The 21471-nt window shown below is 51.0% G+C and carries 19 protein-coding genes; 13 read left to right on the top strand and 6 right to left on the bottom strand.

What is annotated here, in order from left to right:
- Positions 1-5 precede the first annotated feature (5 nt).
- The 5 genes from Q0Y65_RS08335 (at position 6) to Q0Y65_RS08315 (ending at position 5190) form a co-directional block, all read left to right on the top strand.
- A complete protein-coding gene (locus Q0Y65_RS08335) occupies positions 6-497 on the top strand; it encodes a hypothetical protein (RefSeq protein WP_297958821.1) in 492 nt (163 codons plus the stop codon).
- Positions 498-509: 12 nt separating this feature from the next.
- Positions 510-1412 carry a hypothetical protein gene (locus Q0Y65_RS08330; RefSeq protein WP_297958820.1) on the top strand — a complete coding sequence of 301 codons (903 nt, stop codon included), beginning with the start codon at positions 510-512 and terminating at the stop codon, positions 1410-1412.
- 143 nt (positions 1413-1555) lie between these two features.
- A complete protein-coding gene (gene iorA, locus Q0Y65_RS08325) occupies positions 1556-3373 on the top strand; it encodes an indolepyruvate ferredoxin oxidoreductase subunit alpha (RefSeq protein WP_297958819.1) in 1818 nt (605 codons plus the stop codon).
- Positions 3363-3935, top strand: coding sequence for an indolepyruvate oxidoreductase subunit beta (locus Q0Y65_RS08320; protein ID WP_297958818.1), 573 nt, complete (start codon positions 3363-3365; stop codon positions 3933-3935). Before iorA ends, Q0Y65_RS08320 begins: the two co-directional genes overlap by 11 nt.
- Positions 3936-3954: 19 nt before the next feature.
- Positions 3955-5190: a phenylacetate--CoA ligase family protein gene (locus tag Q0Y65_RS08315; RefSeq protein WP_297958817.1), complete on the top strand. Its 1236-nt coding sequence runs from the start codon at positions 3955-3957 to the stop codon at positions 5188-5190.
- 95 nt (positions 5191-5285) lie between these two features.
- Here Q0Y65_RS08315 and Q0Y65_RS08310 read toward each other — a convergent pair whose 3' ends face one another.
- Positions 5286-6626, bottom strand: coding sequence for a hypothetical protein (locus tag Q0Y65_RS08310; RefSeq protein WP_297958816.1), 1341 nt, complete (start codon positions 6624-6626; stop codon positions 5286-5288).
- A complete protein-coding gene (locus Q0Y65_RS08305) occupies positions 6619-8133 on the bottom strand; it encodes a hypothetical protein (protein ID WP_297958815.1) in 1515 nt (504 codons plus the stop codon). The genes Q0Y65_RS08310 and Q0Y65_RS08305 overlap by 8 nt, the downstream gene beginning before the upstream one ends.
- Before the next feature lie 313 nt (positions 8134-8446).
- Between Q0Y65_RS08305 and Q0Y65_RS08300 the strand changes: the two genes are divergently transcribed.
- The 6 genes from Q0Y65_RS08300 (at position 8447) to Q0Y65_RS08275 (ending at position 15560) form a co-directional block, all read left to right on the top strand.
- On the top strand, positions 8447-10768 hold the full coding sequence (locus Q0Y65_RS08300) for a glycoside hydrolase family 95 protein (protein WP_297958814.1): 2322 nt from the start codon (positions 8447-8449) through the stop codon (positions 10766-10768).
- 14 nt (positions 10769-10782) lie between these two features.
- Entirely contained in the window at positions 10783-12426 is a 1644-nt protein-coding gene (locus Q0Y65_RS08295; RefSeq protein ID WP_297958813.1) for a glycosyl hydrolase, read from the top strand.
- 14 nt (positions 12427-12440) lie between these two features.
- The gene (locus tag Q0Y65_RS08290; RefSeq protein ID WP_297958812.1) at positions 12441-13751 is read left to right on the top strand and encodes a hypothetical protein; all 1311 of its coding nucleotides are present in this window, start codon (positions 12441-12443) and stop codon (positions 13749-13751) included.
- 190 nt (positions 13752-13941) lie between these two features.
- Entirely contained in the window at positions 13942-14697 is a 756-nt protein-coding gene (spo0A, locus tag Q0Y65_RS08285; RefSeq protein WP_297958811.1) for a sporulation transcription factor Spo0A, read from the top strand.
- Positions 14698-14765: 68 nt separating this feature from the next.
- Positions 14766-15275 carry a flavin reductase family protein gene (locus Q0Y65_RS08280; protein WP_297958810.1) on the top strand — a complete coding sequence of 170 codons (510 nt, stop codon included), beginning with the start codon at positions 14766-14768 and terminating at the stop codon, positions 15273-15275.
- Between the two features lie 78 nt (positions 15276-15353).
- The gene (locus Q0Y65_RS08275; RefSeq protein WP_297958809.1) at positions 15354-15560 is read left to right on the top strand and encodes a hypothetical protein; all 207 of its coding nucleotides are present in this window, start codon (positions 15354-15356) and stop codon (positions 15558-15560) included.
- A 150-nt stretch (positions 15561-15710) separates the two neighbouring features.
- Here the strand turns inward: Q0Y65_RS08275 and rpsT are convergent, their stop codons facing one another.
- Positions 15711-15971, bottom strand: coding sequence for a 30S ribosomal protein S20 (rpsT, locus tag Q0Y65_RS08270; protein ID WP_028521558.1), 261 nt, complete (start codon positions 15969-15971; stop codon positions 15711-15713).
- Positions 15972-16197: 226 nt separating this feature from the next.
- Here rpsT and gpr point away from each other — a divergent pair, with 226 nt between their 5' ends.
- Positions 16198-17040 (top strand): GPR endopeptidase, encoded by an 843-nt coding sequence (gene gpr, locus Q0Y65_RS08265; protein WP_297958808.1) that lies wholly within the window; start codon positions 16198-16200, stop codon positions 17038-17040.
- A gap of 176 nt (positions 17041-17216) precedes the next feature.
- Here the strand turns inward: gpr and Q0Y65_RS08260 are convergent, their stop codons facing one another.
- Positions 17217-17969 (bottom strand): DUF2461 family protein, encoded by a 753-nt coding sequence (locus Q0Y65_RS08260; protein ID WP_297958807.1) that lies wholly within the window; start codon positions 17967-17969, stop codon positions 17217-17219.
- Between the two features lie 443 nt (positions 17970-18412).
- Here Q0Y65_RS08260 and Q0Y65_RS08255 point away from each other — a divergent pair, with 443 nt between their 5' ends.
- Entirely contained in the window at positions 18413-18769 is a 357-nt protein-coding gene (locus Q0Y65_RS08255) for a hypothetical protein (protein WP_297958806.1), read from the top strand.
- A gap of 55 nt (positions 18770-18824) precedes the next feature.
- Here Q0Y65_RS08255 and Q0Y65_RS08250 read toward each other — a convergent pair whose 3' ends face one another.
- The gene (locus Q0Y65_RS08250) at positions 18825-20120 is read right to left on the bottom strand and encodes a Sapep family Mn(2+)-dependent dipeptidase (protein WP_297958805.1); all 1296 of its coding nucleotides are present in this window, start codon (positions 20118-20120) and stop codon (positions 18825-18827) included.
- Positions 20121-20246: 126 nt separating this feature from the next.
- Positions 20247-21377 (bottom strand): ABC transporter ATP-binding protein, encoded by a 1131-nt coding sequence (gene ugpC / locus Q0Y65_RS08245; RefSeq protein ID WP_173544952.1) that lies wholly within the window; start codon positions 21375-21377, stop codon positions 20247-20249.
- Positions 21378-21471 lie beyond the last annotated feature (94 nt).

Genomic DNA, 21471 nt, shown 5'->3' with positions numbered 1-21471 from the left:
ATACCATGAAAAGAATAATATCTGTCGCTCTGGCAGCTGTGATGCTCATGTGTTTCACAATTGGCTGCGGAGCAAAGCACGATCCCAAGTATGTGGGAAAGTGGGAGGCCTCCGAGATGATGGTGGACGGCCAGAAATACACCGATATGCTGGGACTTCCTCTGGCTGCGCTGTTCAGGTTCGATATCAAGGCCGACGGCAAGGTTGAGTGGAACTCCCCTGTAAACAATACCATTATCCAGAACGCCAACGAGAATGTGGAAATAACCTGGAAGGAAAAGAAAAAGGCCAAGGATACCATAGAGATCAAGGTCGCGGATGTCACAGGCAAGAATCCCGATAATACAATGGACATGGTATACCGCGACGGTATGCTGGTAATAGAAGAAAACGGTTCATACATCAATCTTCATAAAGTCGACGAATTCTCTGAGATCGACCCCAAGGACGTAAATGCGGCAGCAGGAGTTATCCAGAATTTCGGCGGCGTCAACTGACAGGAGCAGTATATGAAAAAAACATTTTGCTTTTGCATGGCGGCAGCGCTGGCAGTATGCAGCTGCGGCTGCAGCAGCGTAAAGAAATCCAAGGTAAGCAGCTCGGAGCTTGTGGCTGAATCCACGGCTCCGGTAAACAATACCGCAAGGAAATTCATTGGCAAATGGGAGTCATACAAGGCCGAGATAATGGGCGAATCCTATGAGGAGGACTACGCAGGCTTCCCCCTCAGCGCAGTCATGAAGCTGGAGATATTCGAGGACAATACCGCCACCATCTCCAACGCCCTGAATCCCAGAGGCAAGGAGAGCAATGCCGGTGAATACAAATGGAACATAACCTCCGACGGCAATACCGATACCCTCCACATACTCAGCGAGGACGACAGGTACGACTGTACAATAGAGCAGGGACAGATGATAGTTACCTACGGCGACGCGGACAGCGGCACTCAGCTTTTCCTGCTGAAGACCGATAAGTTCACCGAGCCCGAATCCACTACGGAGGCAGGCCTCGACAAGGTGGATTTCAGCAGATTCATAGGCAAATGGGAGTCTGAGGAGGTCACCTCCGACGGCGTCACCTATGACGATATGCTGGGAGAATACCCTGTGAACGTAGGCTTCATGCTGGAGATAAAGAGCGACAATACCGCATCTATGTCCCTTTTCGGCGAGGAGCTGGACTACAGCTGGGAGCCCGAGAAAAAGGATCAGCTCTATATGTGGGGCGATTACGAGGGCTTCACCATGAATATGGAGGACGAAAAGCTCATCATCAACGACGAGAACGGCCTTATAGTAAAGCTTCACAAGGTCGATGAATTCACGGAATATGACTTCTCCGCGGCAGCCGACTCCGTCCCCGACGACGACATCATACTCTATCCGCCTGCTCCCGAAGCGACCACCTGACACACCGCAGCCCGAAAGTGTTTTTTCAGCGCTTTCGGGCTTTTTACCGCCCTCCGGGGCACATGATACATTTGACTTTTCCCGCAGGGAATGGTATAATTTATGTAAGTATGGACTTTTTTAAAATATAAAGGAGAGATACTATGCACAAGGAATTTTTAATGGGTAACGCCGCTATTGCAAGGGGCGCCATAGCGGCAGGTCTGAACCTTGTTTCGGGTTACCCCGGTACCCCCTCCACGGAGGTGCTGGAAACCACTGCAAAGGCCAATGACGGCTCGGTATACGTTGAGTGGTCGGTAAACGAAAAGGCCGCCATGGAGCTCGGCGCAGGCGCTGCCTACTGCGGAGCCCGTTCAATGGTCACCATGAAACAGGTAGGCCTGAACGTTGCCTCTGACCCCCTTATGAGCCTTGCCTATATCGGCGTAAAAGGCGGTATGGTAATACTGGTGGCCGACGACCCGGGCCCCATATCCTCACAGACCGAGCAGGATACCCGTCATTTCGCCTCTTTCTCGAAGCTTCCCTGCTTTGACCCTTCATCGGTGCAGGAGGCCTACGACATGATACAGGAGGCCTTTGAGTATTCCGAGAAATACCATACTCCCGTGCTTTTCAGGCCTACAACGAGAGTCTGTCACGGCTATGCTTCCATAGAAGTAAAGGACAGGGAGGAGTACAAGGTCAACAAGCCCGAGGGCTTCGTGAAGGACTCCTCAAAGTGGGTCATTTTCCCCCGTCTTTCCTATAATGCACATATACATATCGAGGAGCGCAATGCGGAGCTCTCGCAGGTATTCTCGGAATATGAGAGAAATATCATCACCGAAGCAGCCGATAAGGGCTGCCGTAAGGGTATCGCTACCCACGGCATAAGCTATACCTACACCATGGAGGCTCTCCGCGGAAAGAGCGCACCAAGAGTATTCAAAGTATCTACGCCCTTCCCCTTCCCTGAGCAGGCTGCGGTGAAGTTCCTGGAGGGACTGGACGAGGTGCTCTGTATCGAGGAGCTTGATCCCATCATCGAGCGGGAGCTCATATACATCTGCGGAAAATATCACCTGAATACAAAGATACTGGGCAAGCTCACACATAATGTAAAGACCGCAGGCGAGAACACCTGCGCTACCGTTGCCGCAAATATCGCGGAATTCATGGGCTGGGAGAAGCCTGCTGCCATTGAGGCTGAGACTCCCCCCGCACTTCCTGTAAGACCTCCCGTGCTCTGCGCAGGCTGTCCCCACAGAGCTTCATTCTTCGCCGTAAAGGAAGCAATGAAGGGCAAAAAGACCGTATTCTGCGGCGATATCGGCTGCTATACACTGGGTAATGCAATGCCCCTTGATATGGTGGACACCTGCCTCTGCATGGGCGCAGGCGTGAATATAACCCAGGGAATCGGCAAAATAGAGCCCGACACCAGCTGCTTCGCATTCGTGGGCGACTCCACATTCTTCGCATCGGCTATAACAGGCGCTGTGAACGCTGTATACAATCAGGCGGATATGACACTGGTAGTTCTTGACAACTCCACCACCGCCATGACAGGTCATCAGCCCCACCCCGGCACAGGCCGCACCATGATGGGCGAGGTAGTTGAGAAGGTAAGCATTCAGGAGGTGCTCAGGGGCGTAGGCGTCAAGACCGTGGAGACCGTGAACCCCCTGGAGCTTGACAAGGCCATAGACACGGTAAAGCGAGTTTCCGCCGAAAAGGGCGTGAAGGCCATTGTGTTCAGGTCGCCCTGCGCTGTGCTCATCAAGGGCAACAAGCCCGCTGTTATCGACAGCGATAAATGTACATCATGCAAGAAGTGCATAAAGACCCTCGGCTGCCCCGGCATCGTACTCAGGGACGGCAGGGTAACAATTGAAAATTCGCTCTGTACGGGCTGCGGACTCTGTTCACAGGTATGTCCCTTCGGAGCTATAGGAGGCGGCGAAAATGCAGAGTAACATCCTTATATGCGGCGTGGGCGGTCAGGGTATCGTCCTCACGTCAAAGCTCATCGCGGCAACAGCTATGGAAAAGGATATGCCCGTTATGAGCGCCGAGACAATCGGCATGGCTCAGAAGGGCGGAAGCGTTTTCAGCTTCCTGAGACTGGGCGACGATATCTACTGCCCCATGTTCCCCGAAAAGACCGCCGATATAATCATCGGCTTCGAGCCTGCGGAGGCTGTCCGTATGCTGCCCTATCTGAAGGAGGGCGGTCAGGTGGTAGTCAATACCCACCCCATAATGCCCGTAACAGCTACCCTCAGCGGCTCGGACTATACAGGCAGCGAGATGCTGGACTATCTGAAAAGAAACGTGAAGAACGTTGTTCTCGTTGACGGCACAAAGGCCTGCGAGGAGATAGGCTCCCCAAAGGTGCTGAACATGATAATGCTGGGAGCGTCGGTGCGCAACGGCATACTTCCGTTCTCAGTTGACGACATAGAGGACACCATGAAAAAGACAGTAAAACCGCAGTTTGTAGAAATGAACTCAAAGGCGCTGCGATATAGCCTATAATCGAAAGGAAAGAAGAAAAATGCAGATCACTCAGAAACAGCTTGACCTGGTCAACGACCGTATAAAGGCTCTCGTTGAGGCAGGCAGCTTCTACGGAAAAAAGCTTGCAGAGGCAGGCATCACTCACGTTGACACTCCCGAGGACTTCACAAAGCTCCCGTTCTCCGAGAAGAAGGACCTCCGTGACGCCTATCCTCTGGGACTTATGACAGCTCCCGAGGAGGAGATAGTCCGTATCCATTCATCTTCGGGAACTACGGGCACTCCCGTAATAATCCCCTATACCGCAAAGGACGTTGACGACTGGGCTGTTATGTTCAAGCGCTGCTACGAGACAGCAGGCATCACCAATATGGACAGGATACAGATCACCCCCGGCTACGGCCTCTGGACAGCAGGTATCGGCTTCCAGAACGGCGCCGAGAAGCTGGGAGCTATGGTAATACCCATGGGGCCCGGAAATACTGACAAGCAGCTGGAAATGATGCAGAACCTCAAGAGCACCGTGCTCTGCTCCACTTCCTCCTACGCACTCCTTCTTGCCGAGGAGATCGAAAAGCGCGGCATAAAGGACAAGATACACCTGAAAAAGGGCGTTATCGGTTCAGAGCGCTGGAGCGACAAGATGAGAGAGCGTATCCACAATGAGCTGGGTATCGAGCTCTTCGACATCTACGGCCTCACCGAGATCTACGGCCCCGGTATCGGTATAAACTGCCCCGGCGAAAAGGCTATGCACTACTGGGACGACTTCATCTACATCGAGATAATCGACCCCAAGACAGGCGAGCCCGTTCCCGACGGAGAGCAGGGCGAAATAGTCATCACCACCCTGGTCAAGGAGGGAGCTCCCCTTATAAGATACAGAACTCATGACCTGTCAAGGATAGTTCCAGGACAGTGCAAGTGCGGCCGCTGCTATCCGAGAATAGACGTTATCATGGGACGTACCGACGACATGATGAAGATAAAGGGCGTAAATGTGTTCCCCAGCCAGATAGAGGAGGTACTGGGCTCCTTCAGCGAGATATCCAGCGAGTACCAGATACGCATTTCTCACCTTGACGGCAAGGACACAATGCGCATCTATATCGAAGCAAGCGGCGATCACGACTGGGCTGCCCTCAGCAAGCGTATCGCAGAAAAGGTAAAGAGCAGGATAGGCTTCACTCCCATCGTGAAGGTAGTCGAGGTAGGCGTGCTTCCCAGAAGCATGAAAAAGACCGCCCGTGTTATCGACGAGAGATTTGACTGATACAAAAAAGCTGCATGGTATATACCATGCAGCTTTTTTGAATTTAAACTTAAAATACACGTCAAGGGGTCGCCTATGGAATCCATTTCATGATATCATGTTACTGTATACAGCTTTGTCACGGTGCTGTAGGTAAATACTCCGTCTACAGAGCCGTCTATGGACTTCATCTCCCACTGGACGTCCTCCCTGCCCAGAAAGTACACACTGTCATCAGAGCTGCATATATTCGTATACAGACCCTTATCGCATACGGGATAGACAAGTCCCAGATCGGGCATTATGCAGTATACAGGCATAGTGAAGTTAGCGTTCCTGTTGCCGATGAATATCATGCCGTTGCAGTAGGCGCACTCGCTGCCCATATCGGTAACGTCGGAGATGTAATGCTCCCTTTTCTCTATATCATAGGTGTGGAGCTTGTTTCCCGAACGTATGATGAAGCGTTCCTTGTCCGCATAGACTATGCTGCCGTTTGAAAACGTCAGCTCTACATTGTAGTATTTATTGTCCATTTCAAGGCGGCGCTGTCCGTTCGGCCTTATAAGGTACGAGGGCATTCTGCCGTATTTACCGCTGGCCGCAGTCATGACCGTATTCTCGGGAACGTCCCTGTCTTCCCACCTGACGAACTCCCCCGAATCGGTGTCGAACATATACATGACCACACTGTCGGCGGCGATATTGTTGGATACATCAAGGCAGATGTCTCCCGTGCCGTTCCGGTAGATATATGCGTAGTCGCCCTTTTCCTTCTCCTCGCATCTGTAAACCTCGGTAAGCTGCGGATCATAGATATCAAGCTTATATACTGCCGTGGCGTTATGATCGGCAGAATCCACGGCCGAGAAAAGAACGTATCTGTCTGTGAAGAACCTTCCGTCACAGCGGACAGCCGTACTGTCCGAGGACCAGCTGTATACCTCCTCAAGAGCTCCGCTGTCCATATCATAGCTGAACAGCGACCAGTCATAGGCCACACCCACCATATTGGGATAGGATACGTCTATAAAGCAGTTCCCGTCTTCGATATAGCAGCCTGTGGCATATCCCTTTACAGGCTTGTCCACACATCCGCTGTAGTCGTACAGCAGATCGCCGTTATAGCTGAACATATCCGTGTAGTAGGCGTCTGCGTTCTCCGCCCTGTTGCATACGGGGAGCTTCTCACCGAAATCAAGGCCGCTGATGTCGATACAGCTCACATCTACGGGAGCCACGGCGTCGGGATAGCTCAGGGACACGTTTATGGCATTGAAATGCTCGTCGCCGTACTCTCTTTTTAAATCTGACGTATCAATAATACTCTCGTGAGTGTTATATATCGGGGGATCACTGCTGACTTTTTTGCTTGTCCCCTTGCTGTCCTCACAGCTCCAAAGCGAGGCCGATAAAACCGTTATCAGCGCCGCCGGAATAATTGATCTGCTATTCATTCTTTTCCTCCGCAGTATACCAGTAATAGACAACTTCATGATCGGTAAAGACCATATATGTATTTCCGTTTTCATCGGTCTCGGTAGACTCTCCCGTGCTGTAGGAGGTCATGAAAAGCACGCAGTCACTTTTGGAATTATACATATTTCCGTAGTTGATGTGTGCCTCGCCCGAGCCTACTCTGTCAACGGGGAAGGTAAGTCCCAGCTCGGGCATTATATAATAGGCCTTGCCTGTATTTCCGCCTGAATATACCAGCACGCCTTCGTCCAGAGCGCAGCACATACTGCCGTAATTTGAAATATCAAGGACATAGTGCTGCAATGACGCAAGGTCGAACACATGGAGCTTGTTGGAAGTAGAGCCCGCATAGTCGCCGTTGGTGACGCTGAGTATCACCCTGTCTCTGCCTGCATATACCGTAGTGAAATTAGTTATGTCCGTATGCAGCCTGTATTCGTCGGTGACAAGGTCGTATTTCCGCGAGCCCTCGGGCTTTTCCTTATACGAGATAAGCTCGCCGCTGACATCGGGGAGAGCCTTTGTTCCCCACGTTGATGTGCCGTTATAATCGCTGTTATCGCTGCTTTCATATACGGAATAGAGCTCATTCCAGCTTCCCGTTGCGAAGTCGTATTCGCTCATGGAGATATTGCTGCCACGCTCTATATAGAAATCCACGTTGTTATCGGAATACAATATCTCCCCGGGCTGCGGCTTATAATCCTTGTCAACGGGCTCTGTATCCCGTGTGATTCTTCTGACGATGAGCTTGCCTGCGTCGTTTGGGAACAGGTTGTCGGAATACTTCCTGCCGCTGCCCTCAAGTATCTGTTCAAGCTGTCCGCTGCTCTCGTCAAGGCGGAATACGCCGTCTTCTGCGGTATTCACGAATATCTCACCGTTAAGCGTGCGTATCTCCAGTATATCAAAGCCCTTATCGCCGTCGGAATGGCGGAATATCTCGGTAAGCTCATCTTTGTCCACGTTATAGCGGTATATTGAGCACTCGTGACATTCATCACACCATTCATCGTAGATCACATTAAGATATGCCACCGGGCCGTCCACCCATATATCGCGGATAGTTCCCTCCTCGGGCTCTGTAAGACTTTCCTCCCAGCCCCTGACGATCTCGTCCATATCGTATACATACCCGTCGTTGGGATCAATACGTCCGGTCACAGATTCAATATACCTGTCGCGGTATTTCTCGTCCTTGCAGGGAGGTATCCTCTCGCCCAGATCAAGGTCAGAGGCCATGAAGCTGCGGCTCACCAGTGGCAGAGGACTGTCCGTGATCTCGGTATTGACATTTATGGTATTGAATTCCTCTGCGGAAAACTCTCTGAATTCGCTGACAACGGGCTCCGGAACTGCGCCGTACTCCGTAACGGGCTCCGATACGGCGGGCATTGATGACGTCTTGCTGTCCTTCTTTTCGCTGCATGAAAATGTACCTGTCAGCAGTACAAATGCTGACATCAGACATACTATCTTATTCATATTAGTGCTCCTTTCGGAAGTATTCTATAAATAAGTGATTTCAGAGGACAAAAAAGACGAAAATATCTTGTGTTAAAACAAAAAAATATTACTCCCCTTACTCCTTATTCTACACGTTTTCCATCCTGCTGTCAATCCCGGGACTTCATGAAAAATCCCCAAATCGCCCCCTGTTACAGCAGTTTGTTTTATAATTTATCTGAAATTTTTGTGAAAAAACTGCGGAAATTTGCATTGATCCCGTTTTTGTGGTATAATATTATGATACATACGCTAAGAACCAAACGATACATTATTCCTGTAGGAGTTACAAATGAGTACTGAAACTATAATGAAATACGATTCTCCCGCTGAGAGCTTCGGTGAAGCTCTGCCTATCGGAAACGGACGTATCGGCGCTATGATCTGCGGTACACCCGCAAACGAGTCCGTTACTCTCAACGAGGACTCTGTGTGGTCGGGTGGCCTGCGCCACCGTATCAACCCCGATTCCGCCGAGGGCTTCCGTGAAGCAAGGGCTCTCCTCAAAGAGGGAAAAGCCTCTGAAGCAGAGGAGAAAGCATTCCCGAAAATGCAGGGCGTCACTCCCGATATGCGCAGATATATGCCTCTCGGTCAGCTGAAAATAGACCTGGAGCTTGGCGGAAAGGCAAGGGAATACTCCCGCAGCCTGGATATCGGCAGCGCTGTGGCGGACGCTTCATTCACCGTGAACGGCGTTACCTATACCAAGGAATACTTCATATCCGCTCCCGACGAGGTCATGGTGGTGCGCATATCCGCATCCGAGCCAAATATGGTCTCGCTGTCATGCTGCATAGACAGTCCCGAGGACCGCTGCGACGACAACAGACCATGCGCAGAGAATATGATCCTTTTCAGCGGCGGCACAGGCGGTGCCAACGGTATACTCTATGCGGCCTGTCTGGGCGCTTCGGCAAAGGGCGGACAGATAAAGACCGTGGGCAGCAGGCTCTGCGTAAGCGGCGCCGACGAGGCTGTGATAATACTCTCTGTGAGAACAAGCTTCTACAGTCAGAGCTATATCGAGTCCGCCGAGGTGGACACGGAAATGGCTTTGCAGTGCGATTATGACGAGCTCTACTACCGCCATGTCAACGACTACCGCGAGCTGTTCGACCGCGTGGAGCTGTCTCTCAGCGACAACAGCGAGGAGGAGGATATCGCTCTCCTCAATACAGCCGAGAGGATAGACCGACTCAAGGGCGACGAGCTGGACAACAAGGACTGCCGCCGTCTTATCAACGATAACAAGCTCTTTGAGCTTTACTTCAATTTCGGAAGATACCTGCTCATATCCTCCAGCCGCACAGGCACCCAGCCTGCAAATCTCCGCGGCCTGTGGAGCGAGCCCGACGCTCAGTCCGATGACGGCAGGTACGTCCTCAATGTCAATACAGAAATGTGCTACTGGGCAGCCGAGAGCTGCGGCCTTCCCGAATGTCACCTGCCCCTGTTCGACCTGCTGGAAAGGGTCTGCGGCAACGGCAGAGTCACCGCCAAGGAGATGTACGGCATAGATAAGGGCTTCGTGTGCCATAACGATACCGACATCTGGGGAGATACCGTCCCCCAGGGCGAGGACAGGACAGCAAGCATATGGCCCATGGGAGGCGCATGGCCTGCCCTCCATATCTTCGGGCACTACGAATACAGTCAGGACAGGGACTTCCTTGCGGAGAAATACCATATCCTCAGAGAAGCTGCGGAATTCTTCCTGGAATACCTCACCGAGGACGGCAGCGGCAGACTTGTAACGGGTCCGTCGGTGTCTCCCCAGAATACATATACCGACAAAAACGGCAGCAAGGCAAGCCTCTGCATGGGACCTGCCATAGATACACAGATACTCACCGTACTCTTTGCGGACGTCATAAAGGCTGCCGCCATACTGGGCAGGGACGATGCCTTGGCGGAAAAGCTGAAGGCGGCTATAGTAAAGCTCCCTCAGCCCCAGGTGGGCAAGTACGGACAGATCATGGAATGGTCGGAGGACTACGACGAGACCGATATCGGTCACCTGTATATATCACAGCTCTTCGCCCTGCACCCTGCCGACCTCATAAGTCCTCACAGGACGCCTAAGCTGGCTGACGCCGCAAGAGCTACGCTGGTCCGCAGGCTTATCAACGGCGGCGGACGCACGGGCTGGAGCTGCTCATGGGTAACGAATATGTGGGCAAGGCTATGCGACAGCCTTATGGTATCGGAAAACCTGAAAAGACTGCTGTCGCACTACACAGCTCCCAATATGATGTCATCAAAGCCTGCCTACAGCATCGACGGCAATCTGGGCGGCACCGCTGCCATAGCGGAATCGCTGCTCCAGAGCTGCGGCGGAGAGATATACCTTCTCCCTGCACTGCCTGCCGAGTGGAGCAAGGGTCACGTTTCGGGACTCAGGGCAAAGGGCGGCTTCACCGTGGATATATACTGGATAGAGAACAGGCTCAGCCGCGCTGAGATATACTCCTCAGCGGGAGGAGAGGTCCGTCTCAGGACAGACGCTGTGGTAAGCATAAACTGCGGCGGCGACACAGTAAACTCACGCATAGAGGACGGCGCAGTGGTATTCACTGCGGAAAAGGGCAGGAAATACACAGTAAATGCCTGATTTAGGAGGAACAAATGGAAATTCGCAGGATCATCGCTCTTGCTGCCGCCATGGGAGCTGCCGCTTCCGCTTTTTCGGCGTGCAGCAAAAGCAAAAAGGCTTCGGTGACGGCATCTGTGCCTATAATCGAGGAGACCACGGCTAAAAAGACTACCGAGCCCACTACTACTCTGCCTGTGGAGACCTTCCCCGATTACCCCGTCACCTTCCCCGAGATAGAGAAGAAGGAGTCGGGCAATCTGTACGAGGCCGAAAAGGGTGAGCTGAAGGGCGGCGCAAAGGCTGCCGCAGACCTTCCCGAATTCAGCGGAGATGGCTATGTCACAGGCTTCGGAGACAAGGGAGAGGCCTCCGTTACATTCGAGGTGGACGTGCCCAGCAATCAGCACTATGACCTTTCCTTCAACATCTCGGCAAAAAAGGCTGTGGACTGCCGCCTGACACTCGGCGATCAGCAGCTGACGGTATTCAGGACAACAGACAACGATCAGTTCACATATATCACCATATACGGCGTTTTCCTCACCAAGGGAAAGCAGAAGCTGACTATCACTCCCGAAAACGGCGATATATGCATAGACTATCTGAAAATAGAGAACAATACCTCCCTCAGCGATATAAGCTACGACGCCAGCGGAGAGCTGGTAAACAAGAACGCGGGACAGTCCGCAAAGGAGCTCATGAGCTTCCTCTCCGACAACTACGGCAAATACATCATCACGGGACAGTACGCCTACGGCGGCGACAACTCCGAGCTGGATCTGGTCTACCGCACTACAGGCAAATACCCCGTCATACGCTTCTCAAACCTTGAAGTCCCCCGCGAGAGCTACGACGACAGCTATAAGGAGATAGACGCCGCCGCAGAATGGTACCTGAACGGCGGTATCACTTGCGTGAGCTGGTTCTGGAAGGCGCCCTCCGATAAAAAGAGCGGCGTCCGCACGGAGGATACCGATTTCGATATCTCAAGAGCCGTCACCGAGGAAAAGATAGCGGAGCTCACCGAGGAGGAGCTGAGAGAGCTTTACAGCAAGGGCAATATTTCCCGTGAGTGCTACGGCCTCATACTGGATATAGACAGCATGGCAGGCCAGCTCACATCTCTGAAAAACAGGGGAGTCCCCGTGCTGTGGAGACCCCTTCCCGAGGGCAGCGGCGACTGGTACTGGTGGGGCGCAAAGGGCGCTGCGGACTATAAATGGCTGTGGCAGCTCATATACGACCGCTTTACAAAGTATTTCGAGCTGGACAACCTCATCTGGATATGGAACGGCCAGAGCGAGGCCTCTCTTGTGGACAAGCGCACCTTCGATATCGCTGCGGTAGACCTCTATCTCAGCGGCGAAAAGGACTACGGAAGCAAATTCTATGAGGAGTTCGCCGCCGTCCAGAAATTCGTGGGCAGCGACAAGCTCATCGCCCTCAGCGAGTGCGGCAGCGTTCCCGATATGGATACCGCCTTCCGCGATAACGCAGTGTGGTCCTTCTTCGGTGTATGGTACGGCAAGTACGTACAGAACGAAAAGGGCGAATATTCAGAGGAATTCACCAGCAGGGACGCCCTTGTAAGGGCATATAACTCCGACGGCGCCCTGACTCTTGACGAATACCGCAAAATGAGAGGCTTCGAGCCCGCGGAAGGCTCCGACGGATAAGGAGGATATCCTTTATGTACGAAGATTTTACGCCTATAAAGCCCGATACCGACGCTCAGGCAGAGCTGCTGGTGAAAATGCTCCATGAGGTGGAAAGGAACGACCACCGCGCCACCAGCTTCAGAATGTGGGACACCCTTGTGCTCACTCCCTTTTCTCATCCGGAGGATATGTTCCTCTTTATGGAGGACGACTTCGCTTTGCTCAGCACAGACAAAAGGAGCTTCACCGAGCTGAGGAAAGAGGCTCAGAAGGCGGCGGAGAAAAAGTACGGTCCCAAGGGCAATGTGACCCTTGAAAAGATATACGACATATTCGCAAAGCTCAGCGGCATCACTCCCTCGGGCAGGGAAAAGCTCATAAACCGCGAGTGCGACCTGATACATCATTTCGCATTCCCCAGACATACGGGAAAGCTGCTGTTCGACAAGGCAAAGGACTGTAAGAACAGGATAATCATCACCTCGGACTCCTACTATCCCCGCGACGTCATCGTGAAGATACTCTGCGACTGCGGCTACGGCGGATATGACTCCCTTGTAATACCCGAGGAGCATAATATCCCCGATTCCGCAGAAACGGGCTTTCTGGATATCGTAGTGAAGAAATCGGGGGTAGATGCCTCGAATATACTCCATATAGGCGGGGACTTCGGCAGAGATGTTGAAGCGCCCATAGTAAGAGGCATGAGAGCTCTTATGCTCCAGCCTGTAATGCCCCTTATGGTAAAGTCGGGAAGGCTCCGCGGCTTTATCGAGGAAAAACACCTATATGATATCGAAGATAATAAGTTCATGGCCCTGAGATGCGCTTTGGCGCTGTATGCGGTGTACGGCTTCGATATCCCGCAGAACAAGCAGCCAAAAAGCGATTTCTGCGGCGATAAGTATATGCTGGGCTTCATCGTGCTGGGACCGCTGATGTTCATTGACGGCTTTTCTCCCGAAAACGAGCTGCAATCCGAGCTCATTGCCGCCATGGAAAAGGATAAGGATATATCCGGCGGCAGACATGATTTTGAACAGATGATATACCATCATTTCGGGGATTTCATCGGGAAATACGGCGGCGAAGGCTGTCAGCTGCCGCTGGAATTCATCGAAAGATTCAGCTATATCGGCGACAGGAACAATATACTCCCCCATTTGTCCGAAAACGGCAGAAAAATATGGGGAAAACCCGCGGAAGAACCGAAGCTTGCTCCCGTGCATACAAAAGCAGTCAAAAAGAACCCCCTTCAGAAGCTTGCCGACAGACTTTTCCCCGAAGGCACAAGAGTCAGGGAGATGTCGGAGGGGATCCTGACAGGAAAAAAGAAGAAATGATACGCTTTTTCTGTCATTATCTTCCTTTTGCGACGGCCTGTTCCGACGGCATTTTTTCACCGTAACAGCATATTGCATTTCCCGAACAAATATTGCCTTATATCACATAATACTTCGTTGCAGCCGCCTTTTGCCTTGTGTTATCATAAGAAAGCGGTCATAGACCGTCAAGCAAAAGGAGGTATAAACAATGAATAACAAGGTAAAGGTACTTATCGGCGACGACTCAGCCGAGATCGGAGTGAGCACTGCAAACAAGCTCCGCGAAAAAGGAATGTATGCGTATACAAGGCGCAGGGACTGCGGAATCATCCTGGAGTCTGTCAGGAAGGATCCGCCCGATGTTGCCGTGCTGGATATTTCTTCCCAGAACGGAGACGTCATATCGTTGATGAAAAGCGTAAGGGAATCAGGCGTGAAGCCCCCCGTCTTTATCATCACCTCAGCCTATGACAACGAGTTCATAGAAAGACAGGTCATGGAAAACGGCGCTTCAAGATTTATGCTGAGACCCTACAGCGCAGACGACCTCTGCACCGCTATCAATTCATCTCTCGGAGACAGAGCAAACAGCTTCAGCGACGATATGGAGGTGGTCATCACCGACATGATCCATCAGCTGGGCGTGCCTGCTCATATAAAAGGATATCACTACCTCAGAACTGCTATCCTTTACTCTATCAAGGACAAAACTCTCCTTGACAGCGTTACAAAGCTCCTCTATCCCACTGTGGCAGGTATATACGATACCACCTCGTCAAGAGTGGAACGCGCTATCCGCCACGCTATCGAAATAGCCTGGGACAGAGGCAATGTGGATACCCTTAACTCATTCTTCGGCTATACCGTGGATACGGGCAAGGGCAAGCCCACAAATTCGGAATTCATCGCGCTTATCACCGATAAGCTCAGACTGCGCTACAAAAGCACTCTGAAAACTTACTGATGACGTATAGGCCGTGATGCTTCCGAATATATCTTTATATGATAATATTATCCAAAGGAGGATCAATCATGGCTTTTACCAAAATCGACATCAGCGAGCTTTCATTCAATCCCTTCGATAAGATCGGAAAACAGTGGATGCTCCTCACAGGCGGGAACAATACCGGCTTCAACACCATGACTGCTTCATGGGGTCAGCTGGGCGTTCTCTGGAACAAGAACGTTCTCACCTGCTACATCAGACCCACCCGCTATACCTACGGCTTCGTCGAGGAGGGCGAGTGCTTTACGGCTTCATTCCTCGGCGAGGAATACAGAAAGGCACTTTCCTTCTGCGGCTCTCATTCGGGCAGAGACTGCGACAAGGCTAAGGAGGCGGGGCTCACACCTGTTGAGATAGAGGGCTGTATGGCCTTTGAGGAGGCTGAGCTGGTTCTTGTGTGCCGTAAGCTCTACAGCTACGACCTTCAGGAAAGCGGATTCCTCACAGATGACGGTATCCCCGAAAAGTTCTTCAACGGAGACGCCTATCACAGAGCATATATATCCGAAATAGTCGGCGTATATGTGAATAAGTGAGCTTTTTCGGTCAAAACTATCCGCATAAAACCTACTCAGACGCTACCAACTATTTTTCTAATATACATCGGAGGGAATATGAATTTTAATGATATTTTGAAGGATATTGCAAAAAAAAATGGCGTATCAGAAGCTGAAGTCAGGCGCGAGATAGAAAAATCTATCCAGGAGGCCTGCAAGGACCCAAAAAATCCAATAAACAAGATCGGTAAGGGCCGCGTTCCCACTACCGAGGAGGTCATGGAACACGTTCTTAAAGAGGTCGCTAAATCACAAATGAACTGACATACTCTGTGCGGATAGAAAAGCCCCCTGCTGCCACGTTCTGGCGGAGGGGGTCACTTTTTTATGTTTTTCTCACTAATAAAAAACAAAATCCCCTTGCAGACCGTGAGTTGTCCGCAAGGGGTTCATTTCTTATATGATCAAAAGACCTTATTCAGCAGAGTTGAGCTTCTTAGCGAGCTGTGACTTCTTTCTTGCAGCCTTATTCTTGTGCATAAGACCCTTTGCGCAAGCCTGATCAACTCTCTTGATAGCAACCTTGATTGCCTCTGCCTTGTCAGCAGAACCAGCTGCTACAGCTGCGTCAGCCTTCTTGAGGATAGTCTTGAGATTAGACTTTCTTGCCTTGTTGGCAGCAGCCTTTGTTGCATTGACCTTTACTCTCTTCTTTGCAGACTTAATGTTTGGCATTACATTACACCTCCTTGATTTATGCAGACCGTATAATCGTCCGCATTTTACAGATAATAGGAGCAAACACGGGTTCATTCACTCCCGACAGCTGCAACGCACAGCTGCCATACTGAGACAAATATAATTATATCATTTTTCCACACTGTTTTCAATAGCTAAAAGTGAAATAAAACTAAGAAATATTTTCCACAATTAAAGCAAAATGCACAATATGGAGGAATATATGGATATCCGAACCGATCTTGCCCTTGAAAGCATATCTCCCGACAGCCTGCCCGAAAGCGTTCACATCTCCACAAGGGGAAAGGCTTTCCGCATAACGGAGATAATCATTGACGATGACAGCTGCCTCGAGTCCCTCGGCAAGGGCAGGGGCAGATATATCACCCTTGAGGGGCACAGTCTCAGCCGTTTTTCCGACGACTATCAGAACATGGCTCAGGAGCTTGCACATGAGCTTTCCGCTCTGCTCCCTGACGGAGAGATACTGGTGGCAGGTCTTGGAAACAACGATATAACTCCCGACGCCATAGGCCCCCAGACTGCCGCAAAGGTACTTGCCACGCGGCACCTCAGCGGAGACAGCTCCGAGGAGGACTTCTTCTCATCAATGCGCAGAGTCAGCTCCTTTGCAGGAGGTGTCATGGGGCAGACGGGCATCGAGACCGCCGAGATTGTCCGCGCCATATCTGCGGAGCTTCGGCCTGCTGCCATTATCGCCGTGGACGCTCTGGCCTGCAATGATATCAGCCGTCTCGGCACTACCATACAGCTGACTGATACGGGCATATCCCCGGGAAGCGGCGTTTCCAACCGTCGGAAGGAGCTCTCGGAAAAGGTCATGGGGATTCCCGTCATCGCTGTAGGAGTTCCTACCGTAGTGGATATGCACACCATTGTGAAAAGTCTCACGGGCAGAAAAATTGACGGGGAGCTGCCCAATATGATGGTAACTCCCCGTGATATAGACCGCCTGACGGAAAGAGCCTCACAGCTCCTTGCATTCGGCATAAATCTTGCATTGCAGCCAACTCTCACATTTGAGGACGTAAGAGGGCTGTTTTAAAATTCATAATTCATAATGCATAATTCATAATTATAAGTGATATCCGCATAAAAATTCTGACGTCAGCTTTTCACGTTCAGTTAAAAAAAGTGCTGTAAGCGATGTACGAATATCGATCCTTATAACTGTAAGCAAGCTTGCGAGCGGCAACGTGGCAAGGCAGCGCGGGCTCCGCGCTACCACATAAATTCCACATCGGGAGCTTTTACCATGTTTATCCCGGGCTCGGGCTGTGAGAGCTGCTGCTCCTTTTCTTCTCTGAGTATAGCCTTTGCAAGCTCCTCAACCTCCACTATCTCGTGGAAATAGTCGTTTATAGGCTGCAATGCCTTAAATACTTCAACAGCATGTTCTGCTATTTTTCGGGAGAAAAGCTCTGCTGGATCGCTGACTTTTGTATACAGGCTAAGCCCCTTTTTGATGAAATACGGCTCAAGCTTCTGATCGGGGCAGGGCTTTTTCCGTTTGTACTCATCACCGCCGAGAGTGAGCCCGAAGTTTTCAACAAGTCCATCGACCATGTTGATAAACGGCTCGGAGTCTTCCAGAAGGCCGCTGCGGAAACGCTCCATAACGGCGGCTTCGGGCTTGGATATACGGAAGCCGAACTCCGCTCCCTCGGGAGAGAGCTCGAAATAAAGGGTGGGAGTCTTGTTCCAGTACCAGGCGTCATAGCGGACATATATCCACATGGTATCTCGGTAGTGGAGATAGGGAGCGAAATTCTCGTCGCGGTATATCCTGCCCACCTTGTACACCATGCCCTCTGTATCTGCAAATGGAGTATAAAGCTCCTCACCGAGAGCCTTCATGGGCTCGAATATCTTTTCGGTGTAGATCTTTTTTCGCGGCTCGAACCAGTCCTTATTGTTGTTGTGTCTTATACCAAGCAGGAATTCCAGCGCTTCCTGAGAAAAACCTTCAAACATATTATTTCCTTTCGTAAATCATAATGTGTACCTGTAGGGGAGCCCGCCCTCGGGCTCCCGCCAAAATAATTACGTTCCCCGCGGGAGGGCGAGGGCGCCCTCCCCTACAGATATTCTAATCACTTAGCAATGATTTATTATATCACAAGCTGCGACATTATTCAAGCAGGTACAACTTTTAACCAATTTTTTACAGCAATATCGTCCTAAATATATTTCACACAGGGGTGGAAAAGTTTTCAACATCCTGTTGAAATGGCTGTGGAGTCATATGTTCGATTGTTGATAACTCTGTTGAAAGAGTGGAAAACAACGCAGAATTAACTTTCTGGAAGTTCTTAAAAGTTGAAAACCATGTGGATAATCAGGGAAAATGAGTAAACAATAAAAATACGTTGTGGAAAACAACTCCACAACAATTTACTGTAAAGGATATGATTTGTATGAAAAAGCTTTTAGCAATATGCTCCATATTTTTTACCGTTTGTGCAACTCTCACAGGCTGCGGCGATAATAACGACGGACATTATACGGACGACGGAAACGGCGCTGTCATAGAGGACTCCACAGCTGATAAAAAGTACGAAAGCACTGCTGACAGAGACGACAAAACCGTCAGGGATCACGTCAGGGACGCAGCCGACGGAGTAGGCGACGCAGGCAAGGATATCGTTGACGGCGCAGGCGACGCGGGCAAAGAAGCCATCGACGGCGTAAGGGACGCGGCTGATGATATCATCGACGGTCTTGACGGCGACAAGGAGCACGACACCACCACAACTCACAGAAACGACCGATAAAAAAAGGCGGACTGATAGTCCGCCTTTTCAACATTTATATCCCGTGTGTGGAAAATCAGCCGCAGAGCTCCACTATAGCCTCTGCCATAAGCTCCGCATTCTTCAGCAGGTCGCCCAGCGTTATGAACTCATCGGGACTGTGCATACGGCAGTCCGTATCGGGAAACTCCGCACCGAAGGCAACTCCGCCCACTATCTCATGGACGTAGGTGCCGCCGCCGATAGCGATACAGCATCCCTTATAGCCTGTCACGCGCTCATATACGCGGAGAAGTCCCTGCACGAAATCGCTGTTTTCGTCGGTGCAGTGGGGCTCCACGCCCTCGCAGCTGTCAACGGTAAAGCCCGAGCTCTCCAGCTCGTAGGTGATGATGTCCCTTATCTCCGCCTTTGTGCGGTCAAGGGGGAAGCGAATGTCAATACCGCCGCAGATACGGCCGTTTTCCGTGTTGAGCATGGACAGCACACAGGTCATATCTCCCGATACAGGGTCGGCAAAGCCGAGACCGCAGTCCTTTCCGTCATACTGTCCGTGAGGGAAAAGCTGGGCAAGCTCCTGAAGAAGCAGGTTTTCACCGCTGTAGCTGTCAAGGAAGAGAGTTATGGCGTTATCACCCTTCCATGGGGTGGAGGCGTGGGCAGATACGCCCTCATATACGGCCTCCTCCTCGTCGCCGTCCTCATTACGCATATTCACCGTGCAGAACTGGGGGACTGCATTTATCACCGTTCCTGCCTGTATGTCCAGTATCTCGTCATCGTCGAAATCCGACGAGAAGTAAACTCTCAGCATACCCTTTTCGGCATTGATAACGGGGTACTCCCCGTCGGGAGTGAACACCATGGGAGGCAGTTCCCGTTTTTTGCGGTAGTATTCCATATCAGCGGAGCCGTTCTCCTCGTTGGTGCCGAATATGAGACGGACGCCCTTTTTCAGCGGTATACCGAGCTCCTTAACAGCCCTTGCTGCAAAGAGAGCCGCTACTGCGGGACCCTTATCGTCTATGGTGCCCCGTCCCACAAGCTTGTCGGTGTCCTCCTCATAGCGGAGCACAAAGGGATCTGTAGTCCAGCCGGCGCCCACTGGCACAACGTCAAGGTGGGTAAGTATTGCAAGAGCAGGCTCTGTTCCGCTTATATCCGCAGATCCCGCATAATTATCCACGTTATCTGCGGACAGGCCGTACTCCGCGCATTTTTTCAGCATAAGTCCGAGAGCCTCCGCAGGCTCCTTTCCGAAGGGCATACCCTCCTCTGCTTTTCCCTGTATGCTGGGTATGGCCACAAGCTGTGCGAGAAGGTCTGTCATTTCCTGTTTATGGGCTTCAAGGTATTTTCTGATCTCAGTCATTTCTGCCTCCTGTAGTAATAATAAAACGCAAAAAACCGCAGTAAGAGTACTGCGGTAATTTGCGTGTACACAACGTCTCCCGACGCTGTGTACCAAGAAAGAAAGGATAAATATGAAAAGAATTAATCAGTTGACAATAGCCTTTTCAGTTTCCTTATCAAAGATGTGGATCCTGTTGGGATCAATAGCAACCTTGATGTCATCTCCGGGTCTTGCTGTTGATCTCGGGCTTACTCGTGCTGTGAGCGGGATACCTTCACAAAGGAGGTAGAGGTATGTCTCAGCACCCATCATTTCTGTAATTTCAACATTTGCGTCGATAACGCCTGTAGAAGCATTTGAGAGGTACATTTCCTCATCGTGGATAGACTCGGGACGAACGCCGAGGATGATCTCCTTGCCAACGTAGCTGCCCAGGTCCTCATTTACCTTGGACTCGGGAACGATGATCTGGTATCTGTTGCCTCTGCCGTTTGTTGCGCCGAATTCAACGATGAACTGGCCGTACTCTTCCTTCAGCTCAGCGTCGATGAAGTTCATCTGAGGTGATCCGAGGAAGCCTGCAACGAACTTGTTTACAGGGTTCTCATAGAGGTTCTGGGGAGTATCGATCTGCTGAACGAAACCGTCCTTCATACATACGATTCTGTCACCCATTGTCATAGCCTCTGTCTGGTCATGAGTTACATAGATGAAAGTAGTACCCAGCTTCTTGTGGATCTTTGCGATCTCGGTTCTCATCTGAGCACGGAGCTTAGCGTCGAGGTTTGAGAGAGGCTCGTCGAGGAGGAATACCTTAGGTGAACGTACGATGGCACGACCGAGAGCAACTCTCTGTCTCTGACCACCTGACATTGCCTTGGGCTTTCTGTCGAGGAGGTGTGTAAGGTCGAGGATCTTAGCAGCCTCGTTAACCTTTCTCTCGATCTCTGCCTTGGGAACCTTACGGAGCTTGAGTCCGAATGCCATGTTATCGAAAACTGTCATATGAGGATAAAGAGCGTAGTTCTGGAAAACCATCGCGATATCTCTGTCCTTGGGAGCGATGTCGTTTACAAGGCGGTCGCCTATGTAAAGCTCACCCTCAGAGATCTCCTCGAGTCCGGCGATCATACGGAGAGTTGTTGACTTACCGCAGCCGGAAGGTCCAACGAGAACGATGAACTCCTTATCTCTTATCTCTAAATTAACATCCGAAACGGCTACAACTCCGCCCGGATATTTCTTATAAATGCCTTTAAGTGTTAAGCCTGCCATTTAATCCAGTCCTCCAGTTCAAAATATAGTGCCGATCATTTATTTTTACAGTATCAGCTATGATACTATGATACCACACTTTGCGAAAAAATTC

The sequence above is a fragment of the uncultured Ruminococcus sp. genome (genome assembly GCF_947301925.1).
GTDB lineage: Bacteria > Bacillota > Clostridia > Oscillospirales > Ruminococcaceae > Ruminococcus.
This window is presented reverse-complemented; position numbering and strand designations above follow the sequence as displayed.